This window comes from Paenibacillus sp. CECT 9249, from assembly GCF_918697855.1.
In the GTDB taxonomy this organism is placed as follows: Bacteria; Bacillota; Bacilli; order Paenibacillales; family Paenibacillaceae; genus MSJ-34.
In genome coordinates this window covers 38,038-62,118 of the sequence record NZ_CAKKLI010000005.1, presented here as the reverse complement: position 1 = coordinate 62,118, position 24,081 = coordinate 38,038, and the positions used below count along the sequence as shown (strand labels likewise).

General features: G+C 53.7%; 23 protein-coding genes. 19 read left to right on the top strand and 4 right to left on the bottom strand.

What is annotated here, in order from left to right:
• Nucleotides 1–18 precede the first annotated feature (18 nt).
• Nucleotides 19–771, top strand: a complete 753-nt coding sequence (locus LQ229_RS06640) for an IclR family transcriptional regulator (protein WP_216539035.1) — start codon at nt 19–21, stop codon at nt 769–771.
• Between the two features lie 115 nt (nt 772–886).
• Here LQ229_RS06640 and LQ229_RS06635 read toward each other — a convergent pair whose 3' ends face one another.
• Nucleotides 887–1,195 (bottom strand): helix-turn-helix domain-containing protein, encoded by a 309-nt coding sequence (locus LQ229_RS06635; protein WP_216539034.1) that lies wholly within the window; start codon nt 1,193–1,195, stop codon nt 887–889.
• A gap of 261 nt (nt 1,196–1,456) precedes the next feature.
• Here LQ229_RS06635 and LQ229_RS06630 point away from each other — a divergent pair, with 261 nt between their 5' ends.
• On the top strand, nt 1,457–1,855 hold the full coding sequence (locus LQ229_RS06630) for a DoxX family protein (RefSeq protein WP_216539033.1): 399 nt from the start codon (nt 1,457–1,459) through the stop codon (nt 1,853–1,855).
• 437 nt (nt 1,856–2,292) lie between these two features.
• Here the strand turns inward: LQ229_RS06630 and acnA are convergent, their stop codons facing one another.
• Nucleotides 2,293–5,004: an aconitate hydratase AcnA gene (gene acnA, locus LQ229_RS06625; RefSeq protein ID WP_216539032.1), complete on the bottom strand. Its 2,712-nt coding sequence runs from the start codon at nt 5,002–5,004 to the stop codon at nt 2,293–2,295.
• A 258-nt stretch (nt 5,005–5,262) separates the two neighbouring features.
• Between acnA and LQ229_RS06620 the strand changes: the two genes are divergently transcribed.
• From LQ229_RS06620 to LQ229_RS06555, 14 genes are all read left to right on the top strand, one after another.
• Entirely contained in the window at nt 5,263–6,282 is a 1,020-nt protein-coding gene (locus tag LQ229_RS06620; protein WP_230191232.1) for an amidase domain-containing protein, read from the top strand.
• Nucleotides 6,283–6,322: 40 nt separating this feature from the next.
• Nucleotides 6,323–7,480 carry a D-alanine--D-alanine ligase gene (locus LQ229_RS06615; protein WP_230191231.1) on the top strand — a complete coding sequence of 386 codons (1,158 nt, stop codon included), beginning with the start codon at nt 6,323–6,325 and terminating at the stop codon, nt 7,478–7,480.
• Between the two features lie 60 nt (nt 7,481–7,540).
• Nucleotides 7,541–7,864 carry a hypothetical protein gene (locus tag LQ229_RS06610; RefSeq protein ID WP_216539029.1) on the top strand — a complete coding sequence of 108 codons (324 nt, stop codon included), beginning with the start codon at nt 7,541–7,543 and terminating at the stop codon, nt 7,862–7,864.
• A 204-nt stretch (nt 7,865–8,068) separates the two neighbouring features.
• Nucleotides 8,069–8,839, top strand: coding sequence for an enoyl-ACP reductase FabI (gene fabI, locus LQ229_RS06605; RefSeq protein WP_216539028.1), 771 nt, complete (start codon nt 8,069–8,071; stop codon nt 8,837–8,839).
• A gap of 111 nt (nt 8,840–8,950) precedes the next feature.
• On the top strand, nt 8,951–9,778 hold the full coding sequence (locus LQ229_RS06600; protein ID WP_216539027.1) for a sulfite exporter TauE/SafE family protein: 828 nt from the start codon (nt 8,951–8,953) through the stop codon (nt 9,776–9,778).
• 93 nt (nt 9,779–9,871) lie between these two features.
• Complete coding sequence (locus tag LQ229_RS06595) at nt 9,872–10,741, top strand: inositol monophosphatase family protein (protein WP_230191230.1); 870 nt, start codon at nt 9,872–9,874, stop codon at nt 10,739–10,741.
• Nucleotides 10,742–10,851: 110 nt separating this feature from the next.
• Entirely contained in the window at nt 10,852–11,115 is a 264-nt protein-coding gene (locus LQ229_RS06590; RefSeq protein WP_216539025.1) for a hypothetical protein, read from the top strand.
• 481 nt (nt 11,116–11,596) lie between these two features.
• A complete protein-coding gene (locus LQ229_RS06585) occupies nt 11,597–11,839 on the top strand; it encodes a copper amine oxidase N-terminal domain-containing protein (RefSeq protein ID WP_216539024.1) in 243 nt (80 codons plus the stop codon).
• Between the two features lie 474 nt (nt 11,840–12,313).
• Nucleotides 12,314–13,135 carry an SH3 domain-containing C40 family peptidase gene (locus LQ229_RS06580; protein WP_230191229.1) on the top strand — a complete coding sequence of 274 codons (822 nt, stop codon included), beginning with the start codon at nt 12,314–12,316 and terminating at the stop codon, nt 13,133–13,135.
• Between the two features lie 227 nt (nt 13,136–13,362).
• A complete protein-coding gene (gene bioD, locus LQ229_RS06575) occupies nt 13,363–14,163 on the top strand; it encodes a dethiobiotin synthase (RefSeq protein WP_216539022.1) in 801 nt (266 codons plus the stop codon).
• Nucleotides 14,160–15,152, top strand: a complete 993-nt coding sequence (gene bioB, locus LQ229_RS06570; protein WP_216539021.1) for a biotin synthase BioB — start codon at nt 14,160–14,162, stop codon at nt 15,150–15,152. Before bioD ends, bioB begins: the two co-directional genes overlap by 4 nt.
• Nucleotides 15,153–15,185: 33 nt before the next feature.
• Nucleotides 15,186–16,376, top strand: a complete 1,191-nt coding sequence (bioF, locus tag LQ229_RS06565; RefSeq protein WP_230191228.1) for an 8-amino-7-oxononanoate synthase — start codon at nt 15,186–15,188, stop codon at nt 16,374–16,376.
• Nucleotides 16,373–17,143, top strand: coding sequence for an alpha/beta hydrolase (locus LQ229_RS06560; protein ID WP_230191227.1), 771 nt, complete (start codon nt 16,373–16,375; stop codon nt 17,141–17,143). Before bioF ends, LQ229_RS06560 begins: the two co-directional genes overlap by 4 nt.
• Nucleotides 17,127–17,990, top strand: coding sequence for a methyltransferase domain-containing protein (locus tag LQ229_RS06555; RefSeq protein WP_216539019.1), 864 nt, complete (start codon nt 17,127–17,129; stop codon nt 17,988–17,990). The genes LQ229_RS06560 and LQ229_RS06555 overlap by 17 nt, the downstream gene beginning before the upstream one ends.
• 62 nt (nt 17,991–18,052) lie before the next feature.
• Here the strand turns inward: LQ229_RS06555 and LQ229_RS06550 are convergent, their stop codons facing one another.
• Nucleotides 18,053–19,363 (bottom strand): glutamate-1-semialdehyde 2,1-aminomutase, encoded by a 1,311-nt coding sequence (locus LQ229_RS06550; protein WP_216539018.1) that lies wholly within the window; start codon nt 19,361–19,363, stop codon nt 18,053–18,055.
• 815 nt (nt 19,364–20,178) lie between these two features.
• A complete protein-coding gene (locus LQ229_RS06545; RefSeq protein ID WP_230191226.1) occupies nt 20,179–21,264 on the bottom strand; it encodes an LCP family protein in 1,086 nt (361 codons plus the stop codon).
• 130 nt (nt 21,265–21,394) lie between these two features.
• On the opposite strand from LQ229_RS06545, the gene LQ229_RS06540 reads away from it, so the two are divergent.
• Genes LQ229_RS06540 through LQ229_RS06530 form a run of 3 tightly spaced genes read left to right on the top strand, consistent with a single transcriptional unit; the run spans nt 21,395 to nt 24,045 of the window.
• Nucleotides 21,395–22,468, top strand: coding sequence for an ABC transporter ATP-binding protein (locus LQ229_RS06540; RefSeq protein WP_216539016.1), 1,074 nt, complete (start codon nt 21,395–21,397; stop codon nt 22,466–22,468).
• Nucleotides 22,461–23,255, top strand: a complete 795-nt coding sequence (locus LQ229_RS06535) for an ABC-2 family transporter protein (protein WP_216539015.1) — start codon at nt 22,461–22,463, stop codon at nt 23,253–23,255. The genes LQ229_RS06540 and LQ229_RS06535 overlap by 8 nt, the downstream gene beginning before the upstream one ends.
• A gap of 4 nt (nt 23,256–23,259) precedes the next feature.
• A complete protein-coding gene (locus tag LQ229_RS06530; RefSeq protein WP_216539014.1) occupies nt 23,260–24,045 on the top strand; it encodes an ABC-2 family transporter protein in 786 nt (261 codons plus the stop codon).
• Nucleotides 24,046–24,081: the final 36 nt, after the last annotated feature.

Sequence of the window (24,081 nt, the reverse complement as noted above, 5' to 3'; positions counted from 1 at the left end):
GAAACGGAGGTATCGCCGATGGAGGATCGTAAGCTAACGGTTCGTGCGGTCGAACGGGCTTTGGATATATTAATGTGCTTTACGTCGGGCAAAGATTTGAGCCTAACGGAAATCTCCGGCAAGATCGGATTGCATAAAAGTACGGCGCATCGCCTGCTGACGACGCTGGAGGAGAAAGGATTCGTCATTCGCGACGGGGCGACGGACAAATACCGGCTCGGTTTTCGCATTTGGGAACTGTCGGCGGGCTTGTCGCAAGCCGGCGATCCCGCGGTGCTGCTGCTGCCTGAGATGGAGCGGCTGCGCGATCTGCTGGGCGAAACGGTCAGTTTATATTTGCGGGACGGCAAAGAACGGATCCGCATTCAAGCCGTACAGAGCAATCAGGCGATACGCCGCGTTGCGCCGGTAGGGGTAAGGCTGCCTTTGAACGTCGGCGCGTCGAGCAAAGTGTTGGTCGCTTTCGCGGAGCCGGAGGAGCGGCAGGAACTTATCGACGAATTCCCATGGACATCGGCCGCGGAGAGGGACCACTATACGGAGCAATTGTCCGGCATCCGGTCGGCAGGCTATGCCACAAGCATCGAGGAGCGCGAAACGGGGGCCGCCGCCGTCTCGACGCCGATCTTCGACCGTTCGGGCCGATTGTACGGCGCGTTATCCGTATCCGGACCGGTAAACAGGCTGTCTCTCGAGACATTGCGGCAGCATGCCCCGATCGTGATCGAAGCGGCGGACCGGATGGGCAAAATGTTGAGCCGGAACGCTTAAAAAATAATAAAAAAGGGTTAAAAACGTTCAACGGAACGAAATAGCTGTCAAACGATAAGAAAAGCCGATGCGCTCGATTTGTTCGAGCTGCACCGGCTTTTTGTTGTAGGCGCTGTTACATCCATTTATCGCCCCATGCTTGAATTTTCTCGATAATCGGCTCCAAGGCTTGCCCTTTCTCGGTTAATTCGTATTCGATCCGAACGGGAGTCTCGGGGTAGACGTTCCGTTGAAGAATTCCGCCTGCTTCCAGCTCTTTAATGCGGTCCGTCAACATTTTATCGCTCATTTCCGGGATTTGATGTTTAATGTCTTTGAAACGCTTCGGTCCGTCAAGCAGCACACGCACGATTAAACCTGTCCATTTCTTGCCGAGCACATCCATGGCAGATTCGTATTTCGGGCACATTTTTGAGTAATCCATTTCCAATCACACCTTTCGGGACTTTTCGAAGCAACGATTTTACATCTTGTTTTTTATTTTATCATAGTAGAGTAAAAAAAGTAAGTGAATATCAACTTATTATAAGTTACTTTAATTATATTAGTATACTTGGCTGTTCTAAATTTCCATTCTCAAAATATTCATATTAATAGTTACTTGACATAAGTGAGTTGATTAAGTATATTATAAAAAGTAAGTAACATATTAAATTAAAGTAAAATAGATGAAAGGATGGTCAAGATGGCGGATATAGGTTTGTTGATTGTTCGGGTAGTAATCGGTCTGTTGTTTATCGGTCATGGGACGCAAAAATTGTTCGGATGGTTTGGCGGATACGGCGTGAAAGGGACGGCGGGCTGGTTCGAATCGATCGGCATCAAGCCGGGCGTACCGATGGTGGTGTTCGTCGGGCTTGCGGAATTAGTGGGAGGCTTGCTGTTTGGAGCGGGGTTATGGCTTCCGGTCGGTTCGGCGTTGATCGTCATCGTCATGCTGGGGGCGATTTTCAAGTCGAACGGCGCGAAAGGCTTGTGGATCACGCAAGGCGGTTTCGAATACGATCTCGTCCTGCTCGTTGTCGCTGTCGGCATTGCGCTGACCGGCGCAGGAGCGTACTCGATCGATGCTCTGTTGAAATAAGGGGAGAGGGTCGTCCGCGGAAACGGGCGGCCTTTTTTCTTGGAGTATGGGATCGCTCGCCCTCTTCTACAGCAGTTGCAAAAATCCGGCCATGCAAGTTTGTTTTTCTCGTTTTGCGACTAACGTTGCATCGGGAAATTGGTATCCGGACCGCAGGGCCGTTATTTCGCGTCAAAACCGCATATTCGCTGTTTAGGCGGACACTGGTTCCGTTATTCCTTCGTTGAAGGGCTTATTTTTACGCTTTTACCGCGAATAAAGGATCGTATGTCCGCAAACTGTCCCAAATCGGGCCTTTTGTCACAATTAGCGTCTCCTGTGTCCGAGATCCTGTTTTGGAGCCGTGAAAACGCGCCGGATAAGCGGATAGCTTCATCGTTTGCGGAGGGCGGACAAAACAAAACCCGGGAGGCTGATCACCCCCCGGGTATTATGCGTTATTGTGCGATCATTTGGCGCAACACGGTTTGCAGAATGCCGCCGTTATGGTAGTAATCCACGTCGACCATGCTGTCAAGCCGCGCAGTTACGTTGAACTCGAAGCTGCTGCCGTCTTCGCGGGTAGCGATGACTTTCAACGTTTGACCAGGCTGTACGTCGTTGTTCAAACCGAGAATATCGAACGTTTCGCGGCCGGTAATGCCGAGCGATTTCCAGCTTTGGCCGTCCTGGAATTGCAGCGGCAGTACGCCCATGCCGACCAGGTTGCTGCGGTGAATACGCTCGAAGCTTTCGGCGATAACCGCTTTGATGCCGAGCAAGAACGTTCCTTTCGCCGCCCAGTCGCGCGAGCTGCCCGTTCCGTACTCTTTGCCGGCGATAACGACAAGATCGGTGTTCCGATCTTGATATTTCATCGAAGCGTCGTAAATCGACATCACTTCATCGGCAGGCAGATAGGTCGTTACGCCGCCTTCCGTACCCGGAGCCACTTGGTTGCGGATCCGGATATTCGCGAATGTTCCGCGCATCATGACTTCATGGTTGCCGCGGCGGGAGCCGTAGGAGTTGAAGTCCTGTCTCTTCACGCCATGCTCGATCAAATACGAACCGGCCGGGCTGTCGACTTTAATGTTGCCTGCAGGCGAGATATGGTCGGTCGTAACCGAATCGCCGAGCAAGGCCAATACTTTGGCGTTGCGAATTTCTTGAATATCGTTCAAGTTCGTGCCCAAGTTTTCGAAGAACGGCGGATTTTGAATGTACGTCGACTTCGCATCCCATTCGTACAACTCGCCTTGCGGCACATCGATTTGGTTCCATCGTTCGTTTTGCGTAAACACGTTTTCGTACTTCGCGCGGAACATATCCGGGCTTACGGCCGTTTGAATCGCTTCTTGAATCTCTTGCGAAGTCGGCCAAATATCTTTCAAGAAGACCGGTTGGTCGTTCTGATCGTAGCCGATCGGCTCGTTGGCAAGGTCGATATTGACCGTTCCCGCAAGCGCGTAAGCGACGACGAGCGGAGGCGAGGCGAGATAGTTCGCTTTCACCTGCGCGTGAACGCGGCCTTCGAAGTTCCGGTTGCCGGACAGAACGGCAGCAACCGTCATATCGTTGTCGGCGATCGCTTGGCCGACTTCATCCGGCAACGGACCGGAGTTGCCGATGCAAGTCGCGCAGCCGTATCCGGCCACGTGGAAACCGAGCGCTTCGAGCGGCTCGAGCAGGCCGGCTTTGATCAAGTATTCGGTAACGACGAGCGATCCCGGCGTCAAGCTGCTTTTGACGTATCCCGGTTTTTTCAAACCGCGCTCGACCGCCTTTTTCGCCACCAAGCCTGCGCCAAGCATAACGCTTGGGTTGGACGTATTGGTGCAGCTCGTAATCGCTGCGATGACGACGGCGCCGGTGCCAAGGCGGCTCGTTTCGCCGTTCGGATGCTTCACTTCGACCGTTTGCGCGATGTTGTCTTCGCTTAAGCCGTATCCGCCCTTATCGATCGGGGTACGGATGATGCTGTTGAACGATTCTTTCATCGCCGTCAATTCCACGCGGTCTTGCGGACGTTTCGGACCGGCGAGGCTCGGTACGATCGATCCGAGATCAAGCTCGATGACGTCGGTGAAGACAGGGTCCGGCGTATCGTCCGTACGGAACATGTTCTGCGCTTTGTAATATTGCTCTACAAGCGCGATTTGCTCTTCGGAGCGGCCCGTGCTGCGCAAATAGTTCAACGTCTCGCTGTCGACCGGGAAGAACCCGATCGTCGCGCCGTATTCCGGAGCCATATTGGCAACCGTTGCGCGGTCCGCCAAGCTGATATTGCTGAGGCCAGGGCCGTAAAATTCTACGAATTTGCCGACGACGCCTTTCTTGCGCAGCAATTCCGTTACGGTCAGGGCAAGGTCGGTTGCCGTCGAGCCTTCGGCCAGGCGGCCCGTCAATTTGAAGCCGATGACTTCCGGCGTCACGAAATAGAGCGGCTGCCCGAGCATGCCGGCTTCCGCCTCGATGCCGCCGACGCCCCAACCTACGACGCCAAGGCCGTTGATCATCGTCGTATGCGAGTCCGTGCCGACGAGCGAATCCGGATATACTTCCGTCACGCCGTCAACCGATTTCGTCGCGGCGACCGATGCGAGGTATTCCAAGTTTACTTGGTGCACGATTCCCGTCGCCGGAGGAACGGCGCGGAAATTGTTGAACGCCGTTTGCGCCCAGCGGAGAAAACGATAACGCTCTTCGTTGCGCTCGAACTCAACGTTCATATTGTATTCCAGCGCTTCCTTGGAACCGAACGCGTCAACCATGACCGAGTGGTCGATGACGAGGTCGACCGGTACGAGCGGGTTGATTTGTTTCGGGTCGCCGCCCGCTTTTTTGACCGTATCGCGCATTGCCGCCAGGTCTACGACAACCGGCACGCCGGTGAAGTCCTGCAGCACGATGCGTGCGGGAATAAACGGAATTTCTTTGTTATCGTCGCGGCCTTCCGCCCAGCCGGCGATCTGTTTCACATGCTCGTTCGTAATCGCTCTGCCGTCGAATTGACGAACCGCCGCTTCCAATAACACTTTAATGGAGAACGGAAGTTTGGAAATGTTGCCTAATCCTTGTTCTTCGAGGCTTTGCAGACTGTAGTAGCGGTACGATTTGCCGCCGACCTGCAGTTCCTTTGCCGCGGAGAAGTGGTCTTTCTTAGACATGTTGATGCGCCTCCTTCTGTATCATGGTTTTGCTTTGGAATCGTTTTTGTTTCACTAGATGAAACTCGATTTCAAAATAATAACTACTTTTATTATAGCGTCTTTCCTCGGAGGGGTAAAGATTTTTTTGCGGAAAGGCAATCGGTTAATGGGAGTAGCTGCGCCCGGCTATTTTTTGTTCATGGAAACGCCTCTTCTTTCATATATTTCATATATTGAACAAAGTCGTTTTTAGCTTGTCTAGAAGGAGGGGGAGCGATGCAGCGGGAATGGAAAAACACATTATATATGTACGTTAATCAATACAATCGCTCGGAGGTCGATTATCGGCCGCAAGCAGTAAACCCGATCGTCACCGACCTGGATCATGTGATGCGCAAAAGCGAACGGATGCAATTGCTTGAGAGATGGTACAGGGAGCGGGCATCGGTGCCGCTGCGCAGCGAAACGCGCACGAAGCTGCTGCGGACGAGGGAAGGGGACGGGGAGGTTGTCGTCGATCTTGAATTTCATATCCGGCGGTATTATGAGAAACGTAATATAACCCATATGGAGGAACGATTGGAACGGGAACGCCTCACGTTAAGCCGCGACGGGCAAGCCTGGCTCGTCACCCGGGTCGAAACGGCCGTGCCGGAGAGGCATCCCGTGATGGTTCACGCTCCGTCGATTGCCGAACCGGCCGCAGCCGAACTGCAGGAAGAACCCCTAAAAGCCCAGTCCGTGCCTTATTTAAATATGGATGTATTAGGTTTTGCCAAATCGTCCCGGGCTATACCTTATTACCGGCAGCGGGCCGTGCAATATGCGGACCAATGGTGGAACGAGCCGAATCCGGATTTTCTTACGTTTGAAGTCGATTGCACCAATTTTGTTTCACAATGTCTCTTTGCAGGCGGGGCCCCAATCTACTATACTGGTAGAAGGGAATCGGGCTGGTGGTATAAAGGCCGGATCAACGGGCGCGAAGAATGGAGCTTTAGCTGGGCGGTCTCGAACAGCTTGCAAGCGTATCTCAGCACAAGCCGAACCCATTTGCGCGCGGAAGCCGTAAGCGGCCCGGAAGAGCTGCAGCTTGGCGACGTCATCCTCTATGATTGGGACGGCAACGGCCACTATCAGCATAGCGTCATCGTAACCGCGTTCGACGCGGGGGGCATGCCGCTAGTGAACGCGCGAACGACCAGCAGCCGGCATCGATATTGGGATTACCGCGATTCCTACGCTTGGACGGATCAAACGAAATACCGTTTTTTTCATATTGCAGATCAGTTTTGACAAATTCGATATCAAATAATTACGCATTGCGGAGGTTGTCATGGGAGACAAGGGGAAGATACGCGTAGGTCTCATCTACGGAGGCAAATCAGGCGAGCATGAGGTGTCCTTATCGACGGCGCTTGCGGTGATGAAAGCATTCGATTACGGCAAATACGATATCGTGCCGTTTTATATAACGAAAGAAGGGGAATGGCGCACAGGGCCGCAGCTGATGTCCCCGCCGGATGATTTGGAATTTCTGCAGTTCGGGCCGGCAGAGGACGGGAATGCGCGGGAAGCGGCGCTCCTGCCGATATTGTCCGGACTGAGCGCTCCGCAGGAGAAGCCTTTGCAAGGCAATGACAGGATGCTTGACGTCATGTTTCCGCTGCTGCACGGAACGTTCGGGGAGGACGGAACCATTCAAGGGCTGTTCGAAATCGCCAATATCCCTTATGTCGGGGCGGGCGTCCTGGCATCGGCCGTCGGCATGGATAAGGTGATCATGAAGAAAGTGTTCGCCCAGGCGGACTTGCCGCAATGCATGTACCGTTATTTTACCCGGAAAGAGTGGGAGAAGGATTCTTCCTATCATATTATGGAGATCGAAGTATCGCTCGGCTATCCGTGCTTCGTGAAGCCGGCCAATCTCGGATCAAGCGTCGGCATCAGCAAAGCGCGCAACCGCGAGCAGTTGATTGCGGCGGTGGAAACGGCGCTCCGTTACGACCGGAAAGTCATCGTCGAAGAGTATGTCGAAGCGCGTGAAATCGAAGTAAGCGTGCTCGGCAACGACGAGCCGAAAGCGTCCGTTCCCGGCGAGATTATGTCTTCCAACGATTTTTACGATTATAAGGCCAAGTATACCGACGGCAAATCCGTTATGACGATACCGGCCGAGATTTCCCCCGAATTAATGGAAGAAATTCGAGAAATGGCGGTGCGCGCTTTTCAGGCGATCGACGGTTCGGGATTGGCGCGGGTCGACTTCTTCGTCCGCAAATCGGACGGCCGCCCGTTAATCAACGAAGTGAATACGATGCCGGGATTTACCCCGTTCAGCATGTATCCTCTTCTATGGCGCGAATCCGGCGTATCGTACCGGGAATTGCTCGATACCCTCATCTCGCTTGCTTTCGAGCGGCATAACGATAAACAGCAATTATTGTTCGGGGACGAGGCCAAATTGATGACCAACGTTACACCGGGAGAGTAGATGCTTGCCAATAGATGGAGCAATAAATCGAATCTTAACGACGTTTAAGGAGGGGTTCCGATGGGATTTCAAACGGAATTTAATTCGGTCTGCAAGTTTAAATCGGAGCAGGAACTGTACGAATTGCTGGAATACGGCCGCGGCAAAATGGTCAAGAACGGATTTCGCGTTTATCCGACGGGGCAGAAAGTGATCGCTTATACGCCGGACAATCGAGCCATCGCTATCGTCAAAATCGTCGCTTCGATCGCCGAAATCAATTTTCAAGGCCAGGAAGTGACCGAAGTAGAGATGGAATTGGTGCGCAAGCTGACCGACGAGGAGTCGCGAATTCAGACCGATTTGGCGTATGAAATGTTTTTCGGAGAGCAGGAAGGCAAATAAACGGCCTAGTGCTTGGCGCAAGCGCAGTGATTGGCGCTAGCGGCGGATCGGCTTAACGGGCAATAGGCAAGCGCGAGGGGCGCGGCTTCGTTTGCGGCGAAAACGGACAGGCTGTCGGTTTGATGGTTTTTACTTGAAATTCAACCGGAAATAGGGTACTTTTTACAAAGAGCCGCTATCATGCGGCGAGAGGAGGATATTGGAATGAGTCAATTATTGAACGGCAAAAATATCGTCATCATGGGAGTTGCGAACGATCGCAGCATCGCATGGGCGATTGCGCAATCATTGGCAGCCCAAGGAGCCAGATTAGCATTTACATATGAGAGCGAACGGGTACAGGAACGTGTGCGCAAACTGGCGGACACGATTCCGAATTCGATCATACTCCCTTGCAACGTGACCGTTGACGAGGAAATCGACGCGCTGGCGGCGCAGTTGAAGGAGCATTTCGGCGTGCTTCACGGCGTCGTGCACAGCATCGCGTTTGCCAAAACGGAAGAATTGGAAGGACAGTACGTCAACACTTCCCGCGACGGATTCGCCTTGGCGCACGATATTAGCGCTTATTCGCTGACCGCGGTGGCTCAGCGGCTTCATCCGCTGATGACGGAGGGCGGCAGCATCATGACGATGACCTATCTCGGCGCCGAGCGCGTGCTGCGCAACTACAACGTCATGGGCGTGGCGAAAGCCGCATTAGAAGCTTCCGTTCGCTATCTTGCGAACGATTTGGGTCCTGCGAACATTCGCGTCAACGCGATATCGGCAGGTCCGATCCGCACTCTTGCGGCCAAAGGGATTAAAGACTTCAACTCCATCCTGCACGAAGTGGAGCAGAAGGCGCCGCTGCGCCGAACGACGGAAACGGCGGAAGTGGGAGACACAGCGATGTTCCTGATGAGCCATCTTTCCCGCGGCATCACCGGCGAAGTCATCTATGTCGACAACGGCTATCATATCGTCGGCGTGTAGCATTGCATATCAGGGAGTTCGTTTCTATGCGTTGGCCCGAAGGCTCGTATTGAAACGGACTTTTTCTTTCATTTGCAACTTTTTGGCAGAAAGAAGGCGGAAGAGAGCCATATGCTCATCGTTACCATTATCGTTCTTGTTATCATCGGTCTTGTTTCATCCACGTTCGGCGCGATCGTAGGCCTCGGCGGAGGCATTATCATTGTGCCTGCGCTTATTTACTTCGGTCCGTCGCTTATGGGCGAGGAGATATCGACTGCCACGGCGGTCGGGACTTCGTTGGCGGTGCTGATTTTCACGGCATTATCTTCCACAATTTCTTACTCCAAAAAGAAACTTGTCGATTTTCGAAGCAGCTGGCTGTTTTTCGCGACGAGCGGTCCGGCTTCGATGATCGGCGCCGCTTTGACGGGAAAACTGCAAGATCAATTATTTCAGCTTGTGTTCGGTTTTTTTATGCTTTTCATGGCGATTCTAATGATAGTGAAAGAAAAAATGAAGCCGCGTTCGATCGCGTGGAGAACGGAACGAACCTATACGGACAGCGACGGGAACGTTACGACATACGGCTATCATTGGATCCCCGTTTTATTGATCGGTTTTGCGGTGGGCTTCATTTCCGGATTGTTCGGAATCGGGGGCGGCTCTTTATTCGTTCCGCTCATGGTGTTATTGTTTCGTTATCCGCCGCATGTCGCTACGGCAACGTCGATGTTCGTCATCTTCTTGTCCTCCATTCTCGGCAGCGGGATGCATGCCTATTATGGCGAGATCGATTGGCTGCCGGTGGCCGTCCTCGCGCCAAGCGCTTACATCGGCGGCAGAATCGGCGCGTATATTGCGGGGCGAATGAGCGGCAAAGGCTTGCTGTGGCTGTTGCGGATTACGCTGCTCGTATTGGCCGTACGCATGATTATCGGCGGGATGACGTCCGCTTGATTTGGTTTCATCTCGGAATTAGGGCGAAACTTCGCTACCCCAGCAACGTATATTTAAGGGAGAAAAGAATCGATAGAAAGTAGAGTGAAAATCTTGAACCAGCCGAAAGAGCAACCGTATGTCGTTACCAGTAAAAGTTTTACGGCCGTAGCGATCAATTGTGCGGCCAAAGCGGGGGAATGGATCAAAAGCAAACTCGGAACATATCAACAATTAGATATAAAATATTCTTCGCATGACTTGGTTACGGAAGTGGATAAAGGGGCGGAAAAGATGATCCGCAATTTGATTGCGACGCATTTCCCGAACCATTCCTTCCTGGGAGAGGAGGGCTCGGGCATCGGAGCGGCGGCTTCCGTTAAAGCGCTTCAAGAGGCGAGCGATGCGGAATATTTATGGATCGTCGATCCGATCGACGGGACGACCAACTACGTGCACGGATATCCGTATTATTCGGTGTCGATTGCGCTTGCCCATCAAGGCGAAGTGATCGTCGGCGTCGTCTACGACCCGTCGCGCGACGAATTGTTCGTCGCCGAGAAGGGGAAAGGGGCGTACGTTCACGGCGTGCCGATGAAAGTGTCGGGGGAATCGACGCTGCAAGAAAGTCTCATCTCCAGCGGTTTTCCCACAGACCGGGAGAATATGCTGCCTTTAAATTTGGCGGGAATCGGCGCGCTTGCCCCGCGCGTCCGCAACATTCGCGCTTCCGGATCGGCGGCGCTCCAGCTTGCCTATGTGGCCGCGGGCCGATTGAGCGGCTTCTGGGAGTTGAACTTGAATGCGTGGGATGTAGCAGCCGGCGCGCTGCTCGTTGCGGAATCGGGCGGGCGCGTGACGGATACGGTAGGAAAGCCGTATCATTTGGGCGTGCGCCATTTTGTCGCGACAAACGGGCATATTCATGACGAATTGATGAGCGTGTTGGCCGAGGCGAACGCCACGGGATATGAGAGCAGATAACGCTCTTTGCCCGATCGTCCCGAGGCTTTGTTCATAAAGCGGGCGAATTAAGCCCAAACTACCTTTGACGCGGACGCGAATTTGCGTTCCCAATGAAGGAGGTTACGGACATGAATGAACACGAAATGGAGCGGAAAATAACGGAAATATTAACCGACGGCGAGATGAAGGAATCGGATCGGGAACAAGAGCAGCGCAAACGGATCGTCCCCAAGTACGAAATCCGGATTCAAACGCAGCTCGATCCGATCGTGGAAGAAACGCGGAAATACCGTATGATGGCCCAAGAAATCGACGATCGGTACGACCGGTATATGTCCCGGGTGAAAGACCGGGTGAAGGATCGGGGCGATAAGGAAGAGGCCGGCGAATAACCGGCGTTCTCGCGGATTGAGTGTGCGGATGAAGAGCGTGTGGAAGCGTAGGAATAAGAGGCTTCAAGGCATAACGGCGGGGGCGCTGGTTGCCGTTATGATTCTCGGCCTCTCCGCGATTGTGGCGGCGACTGTTCATGCGCCTTGTGGCCGCAGCAAACGCCACTAGCGTCGTTTTCGGGGATTCGGTGGCAGCCGGTTTCGAACCGTACATGGCGGACGAACCCGATCGAACGATCGAAGGCTTACGGTTTCGCGGAGCGCATCTATGAACAGGCGTTGTTTCGCGGCCGCGCCGCATTGCGAAATTACGGGATTTTAGGACTTACAAGCGAAGGCTTCAAAAATTACATAGCAGCGATTAAGGAACAACGCCGAATTGCGATGGACGATATTCAGGCGAAGCTGCCCGATCCGCGCACCGAACTGTTTACGGGAACGGCAGCGCAAGCGCGGTGCGATATCGAATCGGCGACGCTCATTGCAATTATGGTTGGCGGCAACCGCCGCAACGATTGCTTACCGGGACAGGGAATTAGTCCTGACCGTCGGTTCCGCTGCGATGACATTGAACGGCAGCCCGATCGCAATCGATGCGCCGCCGTTTGTGCAGCAAACAGGCAATGAACTTAAAACGTACGTGCCGCTCCGCGTCCTGGCCGACGGGCTCGGGTTCAGCGTCGAGAGCGGCGGCCAATCGAAAATCGTTTTCATTAATCAATAATGCAGCGCATATTTGCCTTGACCGGTTATTCTCGAATAGCCGGTTTTTTTGTTTTTTAGGCATATAGGGACGATTTCGCGGCTAACGGAAACAAATTGCGATACGTGTATGAAATTTCGAATAAAATCGACTGATTCGAAGCGCGTGCAGCTCAAAACTCGACCTATCCTGATAACTAATAGACCTAGCATAAGGATCGCTGGAACGATTTGTTTCCGCGGTCTTTTTATAATCTATTACTTTTTACCAATATTGCCAATGTTTAATGATGGATTAATGGGACTTAGGTCCTTTTTTTGTCGAATTTTGCGAAAAAGGTCGCATGGAAACGAAAAGGTTACAAAATTATAATAATTTACGAGACAGAAATGTGAGGTGATAACATACATAGCATATTTTGGTAGTTTGATAGGATGAGACAGGTTAGCTTTCACTAAAAAACATCTAAGAGGATGCATCAATCAGGAGGTTCGTATGAAAAAACTGTTAATGGGGTTACTTCTCGTATCTTTGGTGGGACAAGCTTACGCAGCGACGGCGGCGGCTGCGACGCAGCCGGCAGCGCAATCGGCGGCAATCGCTGCAAGCAGCGCACAAACGGGAACGGTAAAAGCATCGGTTAATCTACGAAACAAACCGTCACTGTCAGGATCCGTTGTTCGTCTGATGAAAAAGGGAGAACAGGTTACAATTCTCGGTCAGGAGAACAGCGCTTGGTATAAAGTACGCGATGGACTCGGGAATGTCGGTTACATGAGCACAAGCTCGAAATATATGACGGTAGCCGGCGGCTCCGTAACGCCTGAGCAACCGTCGGACAAGCCGGCGGAAAAACCGGCGGCGGGAACGGCTTCCGAGAAAATAGAGAAAGTCATCTCGACAGGCATGAAATATTTAGGCACGCCGTACGAATTCGGATCGAACCGGAATTCCACGAAAACGTTCGATTGCTCCGCTTTTGTCCGGCAAGCGTTTAAAGAAGCGATCGGGATTACGCTGCCTACCGATTCCCGCAAGCAAGGAAATTGGATTCGTCAGAACAGCACGGTGAAAAAGAGCATCAGCGAATTAAAGCGCGGAGACTTAATGTTCTTCTCGTCCTATAAAGGAACGAAAGCTTCTTCCTATGCGAATATGCAATGGGATAAAGAACGCATTACTCACGTAGGCATTTATTTAGGGGAAGGAAAGATACTGCATACCTATTCCAAGACATCCGGCGGCGTTCGCACGGATACGATTAAGGGCAAACATTGGGAGTATCGGTTCTTGTACGGGGGAAGCGTCGTAAAATAGAGTTTCTTCGGACTATATAATGTAAAACATAAGCGTGTAACCGAAAATGGGCACGAGCTTAACGAGGCGACTCGGTAAGTTCGTGCTTTTTCTATTGAACTCATTTTCGAAGTAGAAAAGGAACGTTCTAATGTAGTAAAATGGTACGCACATATTGTTAACCAAAAATACAATTAAAATGGTTGACAATAAATTATGATTAAGACAAAATAATGAGGTGTTAACGGATGAACAAAAGACGGCGTGGCATTTTTGTAACCGGGACCGATACCGATGTCGGCAAGACGCAGGTCGCTTCGGGATTGGCTGCGGCGCTGCGTTTGACCGCCTCCCGGCATTGGCCGGAAATCCGGTTATGGAAACCGGTGCAGAGCGGGGTGCGGATGGGCAGTCCCGATGCGGACAGCAGCCGTTTGTTATTCGGAGGCGGGAGCGGGTACGGACAGAAGGAAGAAGATATCGCGTCCGTCACTTTGCCGGAGCCGCTGGCTCCCTGGATGGCGGCCCGCCGTGCGGGCAAGGAGATCGATTTCGAGCGGCTGGCGCGCGAAGGATCGGACCGGCTGGAGGACGGCTGTTTCTGGATTGTCGAGGGAGCCGGAGGTTTGGCGGTCCCGCTGACGGAGCGTCATCTGGTCGCCGATTTGGCTGCGGCGCTCGGGCTGCCGCTGTTGATCGTCGCCCGCCCGGGACTGGGCACGGTGAACCATACGCTGTTGACCGTTGACTATGCGCGACGGCAGGGGCTGGCGATGGCAGGCGTCATTCTGAACGGCTGCCGGGCCGGAGAGGAACGCGGCATAACGGAAAATGCCATGATGATCGAAACGTTCTCGCAAGTTCCGGTCATCGGAATGCTGCCTTGGCTGGAGCCATCGGATTCGGAAGCTCCGCGCGCGGCGGAACGATACGAACGGGGCGGCGTAAGCGAGACAGGGAAATCGCCCGCATGGCAACGATGGGTAACTTGCATAACGGAACGAGTCGATATGAATGCAATCATAAACGGATGGGAGAATGAACGATGATCAAACTGGAACCGAACTGGAATCATTATGCCGACAAAGCTTTGCAAGGCGAACGGTTAACGAAAGAGGAAGCGCTTAGCGTGCTTGAAGCCGACGACGACGAACTGCTTCCTTTGATGCATGCCGCATTTCGAGTCCGCAAACATTATTTCGGCAAAAAAGTAAAATTGAATTTGATTGTCAATGCGAAAAGCGGACTCTGTCCCGAGGATTGCGGTTATTGTTCCCAATCGATCGTCTCTTCGGCCCCCGTGTCGAAATATCCGCTGCTCGAGAAAGACGTGCTGGTGGATGGGGCGCGCAAAGCGATGGAGTGGAAAGCGGGAACCTACTGCATCGTGGCGAGCGGCAGAGGACCGACGAAGCGGGAAGTGGAGCAAGTGGTGGAGGCCGTCAAGGAGATCAAGGCGACGATGCCGCTGAAAATATGCGCATGTCTCGGCATTTTATCCGACGATCAGGCGGCGCGATTGAAGGAAGCGGGAGTAGACCGTTACAATCACAATTTGAATACGAGCGCAAGCCATTTTGCGAACATCACGACGACACATACATATGACGATCGCGTGCGTACGGTAGAGCAAGCGAAGACGGCGGGGATGTCTCCATGCTCGGGCTGCATCGTCGGCATGGGAGAATCGGACGAGCAAATTGCGGATGTCGCTTTTGCGCTGCGCGAATTGGATGCGGACTCGATCCCGGTCAATTTTCTCATCCCGATTCCGGGGACGCCGCTGGAAAAAGACAGCCATTTGAACCCGCGGAAATGCTTAAAGGTGCTTGCCTTATTCAGATTCATTTATCCGGATAAGGAGATACGGGCTTCAGGCGGCCGCGAAGTGAATCTTCGTTCCTTGCAGGCGCTGGCGCTGTATGCGGCCAATTCGGTATTCGTCGGCGATTATTTAACGACGGAAGGGCAAGAGGCGACCGCCGATCATCGCATGATCGAGGACCTCGGCTTTGAAATCGAGCTATGCGCGCTATAGGCATATGGGGTCGGCCGGGAAGGAGAGCATCGCATGGAAGGAACGGATCGATGGCAATGGATGAGGGATGAGCTGCGGCAATTGTCGGAGCGCAATCAATACCGGCGCTTGGAGCCGACCGGATGGTTGGAAGGGGGCTGGATCGAACGATCGGGCCGCCGCATGTTGAATTTGGCGTCCAATCATTATTTGGGCCTTTCCAATCCATTGCCGAACGGCACGGACGGAGCGGAAGAGGGAGATGCCGGTATGAGGCTCGGAGCCGGCGCATCCCGTCTCATTACGGGCAACGATCCGGTATACGACCGGTTTGAACGTGAATTTGCGGCTTACAAAGGAACGGAGAGCAGCCTCGTCTTCAGCAGCGGATATATGGCGAATGTGGGCGTCATCAGCGCTCTGGCCGGTCGGGGAGACTATGTGTTCAGCGACCGCTTGAACCACGCAAGCATAGTGGACGGGATTGCGCTCAGCCGCGCGAAATGCAGCCGTTATCGCCATCGCGATATCGGCCAGTTGGAGCGGATGCTGCGCAGCGTTCCGGCCGGAGCGAAGAAATTGATCGTTACGGATGCGGTATTCAGTATGGACGGAACGACGGCTCCATTGCCGGAGTTGGTTGAACTCAAGGAACGATACGGGGCGATTTTGATGGTTGACGAGGCGCATAGCGGGGGCGTTTACGGCGAAGAAGGGCAAGGGCTCGCGCATGCGCTCGGTTTGCAGCGGAGGGTGGACGTGCAGATGGGCACGTTCAGCAAAGCGTACGGCGCATGCGGTGCTTATGTGGCGGGCGATGCGGTGCTCATACAATATTTGATCAATAAGGCTCGCACATTGATATACAATACCGCCCTGCCGCCGATTGTGATGTCCGCCGTCCGCGCCAACTGGCTGACGATCCGCAGCGAGCCGTGGCGGCGCGAAGCGCTGTTTCAACGTGCGGCCTGGTTTCGCCGCGCGTTGAACGAATGCGGATTCGATACGGGGGATAGCGAATCCCATATTATACCGCTGCTGCTGGGCGATAACGCGCGGGCCGTCGATTTTGGCGCCGCATTGCAAGCGGAAGGCATCGCAGCCGTGGCGATTCGGCCGCCGACCGTTCCGGAAGGGGCGGCGCGCATCCGTTTTACCGTCATGGCGACGCATCGGTTGCAAGATTTGCAATGGGCGGTCGAACGGATCGCGGCCGTCGGCCGCAGAATGGGGATCGTGCCATGAACCGACGCTTTGCGCCGCCAAGCCGTCATATCTTATGGATTCACGGCTGGGGATCGAGCTCGAAAATATGGGCCGATCTCGCGAAAGAAATGCCGGAGTATCGGCATCACTATATACACTTTGGCAAATGTCGGACCGTTGACGACTTGCGCGGGACGATCCGCTCGGCCATGCTGGAGTTGCCCCGGCAACAGCCGGGAGATTGGCATATCGTCGCATGGTCGATGGGCGGCATGCTCGTATTGGAGCAATTGCTCGAGCGGGCCGCCGAACAGCGCGAGACGACGCTTCATATCAGGTCCGTCGCTCTCGTCTCGACAACGCTGCGCTTTTCCCATCCGGATCGCGCCAAAGGCTGGCCTGCACGGGTACTGGAACGAATGAGGAGCGGGCTTCGTACCGATCGGGAAGGGACGCTGCGGCAATTTGCTTCGTTTATGTTGTCGGCGGAAGAACGGGAAGCCGGGCATCGCATCGATGACGACGCAGAATTCAGCGACGAGGGCCTGGATGCCGGGTTGCGCTATTTGCTGGAAACCGACTTGACGGCCCGATGGGGGGCGTGGGAGTCGAAGCTGCGCCCGATTCGCCTCATCCGGATGCATGGAACCGACGATGCGGTTTGCTTGCCGGGCGCGCTGCCGGCGGCTTGCGGAGAGACTCCGGTACTTCTGTTTCCGGGGGCGGGACATGCGCCGTTCCTGACACAGCGGGACAAGTTTATCGGGAAGATCAGGGGAGGATTTGCGCATGAACATCATCGATAAGCGGCTCGTTCGCAAACATTTCAACAGGCATGCGCATGAATACGACCGGTATGCGCTCGTGCAACGAATAATGGCGGAACGGCTTCTTGCGGACACGGCGAAGCTGGCGAGCGGGACGACGACGCGCCGCATTCTGGAAATCGGCTGCGGTACGGGATTGCTCACGGAACGAATCGTCCGGCAATATCCCGATGCGCGGCTCGTTGCCATCGATTTATGCGAAGAAATGGCGGAGCGCACGAGATGGAAGCTGGACGCTGCAGGAATCGGACGCCATACGGAACTGATCGTGGCCGATGCGGAAGAATGGGCGGCGGCGTACGCGGGACAGCCGTTCGATCTTATTATTTCCAACGCCGTCTTTCAATGGTTCAACGCGCCAGCGGCAACTTGCGCCGCCCTGCGAAGCATGCTGAATCTCAAGGGGATTCTCGCCTTCGCTACCTTTGCTCCGGGCACTTTCGCAGAACTGCACGAAGCGTTCGCCGCCGCGGAGCGCCGGCTTGGCTTGCCGCACATCGCTCATGGCCAAACCTTTCGCGGCGGGGAGCAATGGAGAGAGGCGCTGGCGCTCAAGACCGGTGAAAACGTTCCGGAACGGACATTCGATTGGCGCTTGCAGCGGCATACTTGCCAATATCCGAGCGTTCGGGATTTTATGTACAGCGTGAAGCGGGTCGGGGCGGGCAATGCGCTTCAAGGGCAAGCGAAACCGGCCGCCGTGAAAGCTTTGTTTCAAGCGATGGAGGAGGAGTATGCGAGGCTGTATCCTGCGGTACCGGCAGGGCGGCATAGCGGCGGAGCTGTTCGGGCGACGTATTGGATCGGATACGGCTTTCTCCGATAAAATAAAAACCTTTATTCACATGAAAAGTACTAACGTGAATAAAGGTTTTTTCGTTCGTCGGCTTAGCTGTTCATGCGCGCGAAAGCTTTGTCCGCCGCCGCGATCGTTTGCGCGATATCGTCTTCCGTATGCTCGGTGGTTAGAAACCACGCCTCGTATTTGGACGGGGCGAGGCAAATGCCTTGATCGAGCATATGGCGGAAGAATGCGGCGAATCGCTCGCCGTCCGTATTTTGCGCTTCCTCGTAATTGGTGACCGGATGATCGCAGAAGTGGGTCGACAACGACCCGCGAATCCGGTTAATCGTCAGCGGGATGCCATGTTTATCGGCAGCCGCTTGGAGACCGTCGGCAAGGGCTGCCGCAAGCAGGTCCATTCGCTCGTATACGCCCGGCGTCTGCAGCACCTCCAGACAGGCGATGCCGGCTTGGATCGAGGCGGGATTGCCCGCCATCGTGCCTGCCTGATACGCCGGACCGAGCGGAGCGACCTGCTCCATGACTTGCTTGCGGCCGCCGTAGGCGCCGATCGGCAAGCCGCCGCCGATAATTTTGCCGAGCGCGGTCAAGTCCGGCTCGATCGCGGCATGGTCGGCGAAGGCGCCGTACGTTTGCGCGGCGCCGTAATGGAAACGGAAGGCGCAGATGACCTCGTCGTAAATGACAAGGGCGCCATGTTCACGGGCCAGCCGGCATACGCCTTCGAGGAAGCCTTGATGCGGCATCACCATGCCGAAATTGCCGACAATCGGTTCCACCATGACCGCGGCCACATCGTCGCCCCAACGTTCCAGCGCGGCGTGCAGCGCGTCCAGATCGTTGAAAGGCACGGTGATGACTTCCTGCGCAATGCTTACCGGGATGCCGGCGCTGTCCGGAATGCCGAGCGTGGACGGGCCGGAGCCGGCCGCGACAAGCACCAGATCGGAATGCCCGTGATAGCAGCCGGCAAATTTAATGATTTTGGCGCGCTTCGTATAAGCGCGCGCCACGCGGATCGTCGTCATGACCGCTTCCGTGCCGGAGTTGACGAAGCGGACTTTGTCCAGCGACGGAATCGCTGCCTTGATCATCTGCGCGAATTGGTTCTCCCATTCGGTCGGCGTGCCGTACAGCGTGCCGTTCTCGGCGGCGCGCACGATCGCCGCCGTGACATGCGGGTGCGCATGGCCGGTTATGATCGGCCCGTACGCCGCCAAGTAGTCGATATACTTGTTGCCGTCGACGTCCCAGAAATAGGCGCCTTGCCCGCGCTTCATGAATACCGGCGCGCCGCCGCCCACAGCCTTGAAAGAGCGCGACGGACTGTTTACGCCGCCGACAATATGACGGAGGGCCGTCTCATAATGCTGTTCCGATTTGGTTCGATTCATGTCACTTTCTCCTTATTTTCAATATCGATTTTGTCTGCCCTCTGTGAAAATCCCCCTCGTTCAGATGCTGGAAAGTCAGGGTTTAATACATTCGAAGCGGGATTGGATTGCTGCATGCAGTCCTGAACGATCATTTGCCGCAGAGGTGATGGAAGCTGTATAGCGTGCTGGCAAGATTCCCATGAGGTAAAAAAGGTAAAGCCTGCGATCAGAGTCCACTTCATCATACCGCTGGCGGCTGACGATTGGCCCGAGCGGGCTAACGAAACTGATACACGCTAATAGCCTGTAAATCATCATGTTGCAATGTCTAACGAAACTCAAACACGCTAATGTGGGGAAAAAGGCGGTAAAACCGCCGATTTCCAATGAATAACGATGCGTACTTTCGCTAGAATGGGGACGTCTTCATTTTGAGCCTAATAAGAATTGCCAGTTTCGTTAGCGCCAAATGCGCAATAAAGCCAGTACCATCAACGGTGGCGAATGATGAAGCAGACTCCAATTGCGGGTTTTCGAAGCTATCAACTTCTCGATGCAACGCTAGTGGCTATTTGCGCAAATACGGCATGAAGTTACCTTATTAGCGAATTGGAATTCGTTAATAAGGTAACTTCGTTCTTTAGCAGCTGTATTTAATGGATGAGTGCTCAATAATTGACTCCAACATAACGCTAATAAGGTACAATCGTTCCTTCATGGCTGGTGCAGCGTCGCCTAAGCGCATCGCGCCGTTAGCTTCGTCCCGCTTTCGCGAGGCCGCTCGTGGCGCTAGCTCCGTCGCATCTTGCCGGGGTCAGCGCATTGCAGCCGTCCTAGCGCCGGCCTCCCGCCGTACCGCCGTCGCTGTCTTTGCTCGCATTGCTGCCGTCGCCGCCGTCAGCGCCGACCGTTTCGGCATCCGTATTCGAAGCCGGTTCGTCCGCTTTCGCAAACAACTCTTGCACATACTCCTTCAGCTTGTCTTCGTCCCGTACCGCCAATACCGACGCCCCGCCGACTTTCATGTCGGAGATCATATTCATCGGGGGGATTTGCTCGCTCGCGACGAACTTGCTGTCATAGCCGACGCCGGCCAGCTTCCACATGTCGTCAAGCGTCATATTCGTCTCGATGTAAGGATTGACTTCCTTCAAAATATCGGGAAGTTTAATGATCGACCAGGTGGACAGCATTTTATCCGCCACAGCCTTCAAAAATTCCCGCTGCCGCTCCGACCGCGCGAAATCGGACATGGCGTCATGCCGGAAACGAACGTATTGCAGCGCGGCGTTGCCGTCCAAATGCTGCATCCCTTTTTTCAGGTTGATATCGTATTCGTGTTTGTCCGCTTTGCTCGTATATCTCATATTCTTCTCGACTTCGAAATCGATGCCGCCGATCGCGTCGATCAAGGCGATGAACCCTTTAAAATCGACGTAAACATAATATTGAACAGGCACGCCGAGCAAATCGCTGACCGTCTTCATGGCCAGATCAGGCCCTCCCAAAGCGAGGGCTGCGTTAATGCGGTCTTTGCCATGGCCGGGAATCGACACGTACGTATCGCGCAGCACCGATAACAATTGCGCTTTTTTCGTGACCGGATCGACCGATGCGACGAGCATCGAGTCCGAGCGGGGCACCTCGTTTTTGGACAGGCCGCGCGAATCGCCGCCCAGCAGCAGGACGTTGACGCGTTCCGTTCCTTCCCATTTCGGAGGACCGACCTCTTCGGCCGGTTTCGGGGCGTTCTTGAAGATCGATTCCCCGTCCGCTTTGTTCATTCCTTTAAGACCGTTTACTATATCAATTGTATAAAGACCGACTAAAATCAAAATAATTGCGAATACTGCGATCACCGATGTCCATATCCACTTTTTCGCGCTAGGTTTCTTTTTCACTTTCGATTTTCTGCTCATACAATTTTCTCTTCCATTCCTTTCTTTTGCAATAAAATGGTTTTCATGTATCATTAAATTATAGTTTCTTTTCGGCATACAATCAAATAAAGGTTGTCGAATCAGGTCACATACACGCAGGAGGGGCAGAATGCTTGCAATAGATGTCGAAAATCTACGCAAAAATTTTAAGGTGCAAAAGAACAGAGAAGGATTGAAAGGCGCGCTTCTCGATCTCTTTAAACGAGAATATAGGGAGGTCGCCGCCGTTAACGACATATCTTTCCAAATTCCGCGCGGGGAAATATGCGGATATATCGGCGAGAACGGGGCGGGCAAGTCGACGACGATCAAAATGCTGACAGGCATTCTCGTGCCGACCTCGGGCCATATTCGCGTGAACGGTTACGTTCCGTACCAGGACCGGGAAAAATTCGTGCGCGGCATCGGCGTCGTCTTCGGCCAGCGCAGTCAGCTATGGTGGGACATCGGCGTCATCGAATCGTTCCAATTGCTGCGCAAAGTGTACCGCGTTCCCGAACAGGAGTTCAAGCAAAGGCTGGACGAGTTGGTGGAACGTCTCCAACTGCAAGATTTGCTGACCCGGCCGGTGCGGAAGCTGAGCCTCGGCCAGCGGATGCGCTGCGAATTGGTCGCTTCGCTCTTGCATAATCCTTCGATTTTATTTCTGGACGAGCCGACGATCGGCCTTGATATTGTCGTCAAAACGGAAATTCGCGATTTTCTGAAATCGTTGAACCAGCGTTACGAGACGACGATTTTGCTCACGACGCATGATTTGCAGGATATTGAAGCGCTTTGTTCGCGCGTTATCATGCTCGATGACGGGAACATAATTTACGACGGAGGCTTGGAGCAATTAAAGGCGAAATGGGGCAAAGGAAGAGAGGTTCATTTCCAATTCGCCGCTCCGTTCCGCCTGGAACAATTGCAGAAGCTTACGCAAGGCTATGAGGTCGCCTGGTCTGCCGAGAATGAGTATGTTGCGAAAATATGGATTCCGCTGCACGTGAACGTTTCCGATGTGCTTAGCCGGATCGTTGGCACGGCGGACATTCGGGATCTGAAAATCGTCGAGACGAACACGGACGATATCGTACGTGAAATATACAAATCGGGCAACGCCGATGCGGGCGATTCCAACGCAAACGGAGAGACATTATCGCAAACGGAAGAAAAGGAAGGAAGCGTCGCCCATGTTTAGCGCTTATCTCGATTTTATTCGAATTCGATTTTTAATGATGCTTGCTTATCGCGTGAACTATTATACCGGCATTTTAATTTATACATTGAACATCGGCGTTTACTACTTTACATGGCAAGCGATTTACGGCGGGCAAGGGCAGCTCGGCGGCTTCACGGCCGACCAGATGACGACCTATGTCGCCGTCTCCTGGATGGCGCGCGCATTCTATTTCAACAATTTGGACCGGGAAATCGCGAACGATATTCGCGACGGCAGCGTGGCGATTCAGTTCATTCGTCCGTACAATTATATTTTGGTGAAAATGATGCAAGGGCTCGGCGAAGGATTGTTCCGGCTGCTGTTGTTTATGGTGCCTGGCATGATCATCGCTTGCCTGCTCTTTCCGGTACGTTTGCCCACCGACGTTACGGCATGGACTTCGTTTATGTTTATGTTATTGCTCAGCTTTCTAATTAATTCGCAAATCAACATTTTTACCGGCTTGCTCGCGTTCTTCGTGGAGAACAACGAAGGGATGATGCGGATGAAGCGCGTCCTGGTCGACTTGTTCTCCGGCGTCATCGTGCCGATCTCGCTCTTTCCCGGCTGGCTGGAAGCGATCATGAAATTTTTGCCGTTTCAGGCGATCACTTATTTGCCAAGCTCGGTTTTTACCGGAAGAGTGCAAGGGACGGACATTTGGAGCGTCATCGGCATTCAGCTCGTTTGGTTCGCGGTGTTGATCTTGCCGATTATTTGGATTTGGCGCCGGGCGCGGAAGCGTTTGTTTGTGCAGGGAGGTTGAAGTCATGTTTTATATCGGACTCGTATGGGAATACATGAAAAATTACATGAAAACAAGGCTTACCTACCGCGCCGACTTCTGGGTGGAAGTCATTTCCGATCTTCTGTTCCAAGCGACGAATCTGATTTTCATCTTTGTCGTCTTCATGCATACCGATACGCTCGGAGGCTGGACGGAGCTGGAAGTTGTGTTCGTTTACGGTTATTTTATGGTGCCTTACGGCGTGTTCAGCTGTTTCGTCAACTTATGGGCGTTCTCGGAACGGTATATTACGAAAGGCGAGATGGACCGCATTTTAACCCGTCCCGCCTACAACTTGTTTCAAATTTTTCTGGAAAATATCGATCCCCCGGCCATTATCGGCTCTTTTGTCGGCTTGGGCATTATGGGCGTGTGCTGGGCTCAACTCGGCTTGCCGTTCCATTGGTACGACCCGCTGGTGCTGCTCGTCATGGTCATCGGTTCCGTCATGATCTATATGGGCATTAATACGGGACTGACGGCGATTTCATTTTTCTCGGACGCGCCGACGGGCATATTGCCGCTCATGTTTAACATTCAATCTTACGGGCGCTATCCGATTACGATCTATAACCGGGTCATCCAGATCGTTTTGACGTGGATTTTGCCGTTTGCGTTTGTCGGCGTTTATCCCGCCGCGTTTTTCCTCGACCGGGAAGTGACGAAATCGTTCGCGTTGCTTACGCCGGCGATGGGAGTCTTGTTCCTGGCGCTCGGCTTAACGGCATGGAATATCGGCGTGCGGCGTTACCGCGGCGCAGGATCATAATAGCATTAATAGGGATCGACTAAGCATAAGGAGTGG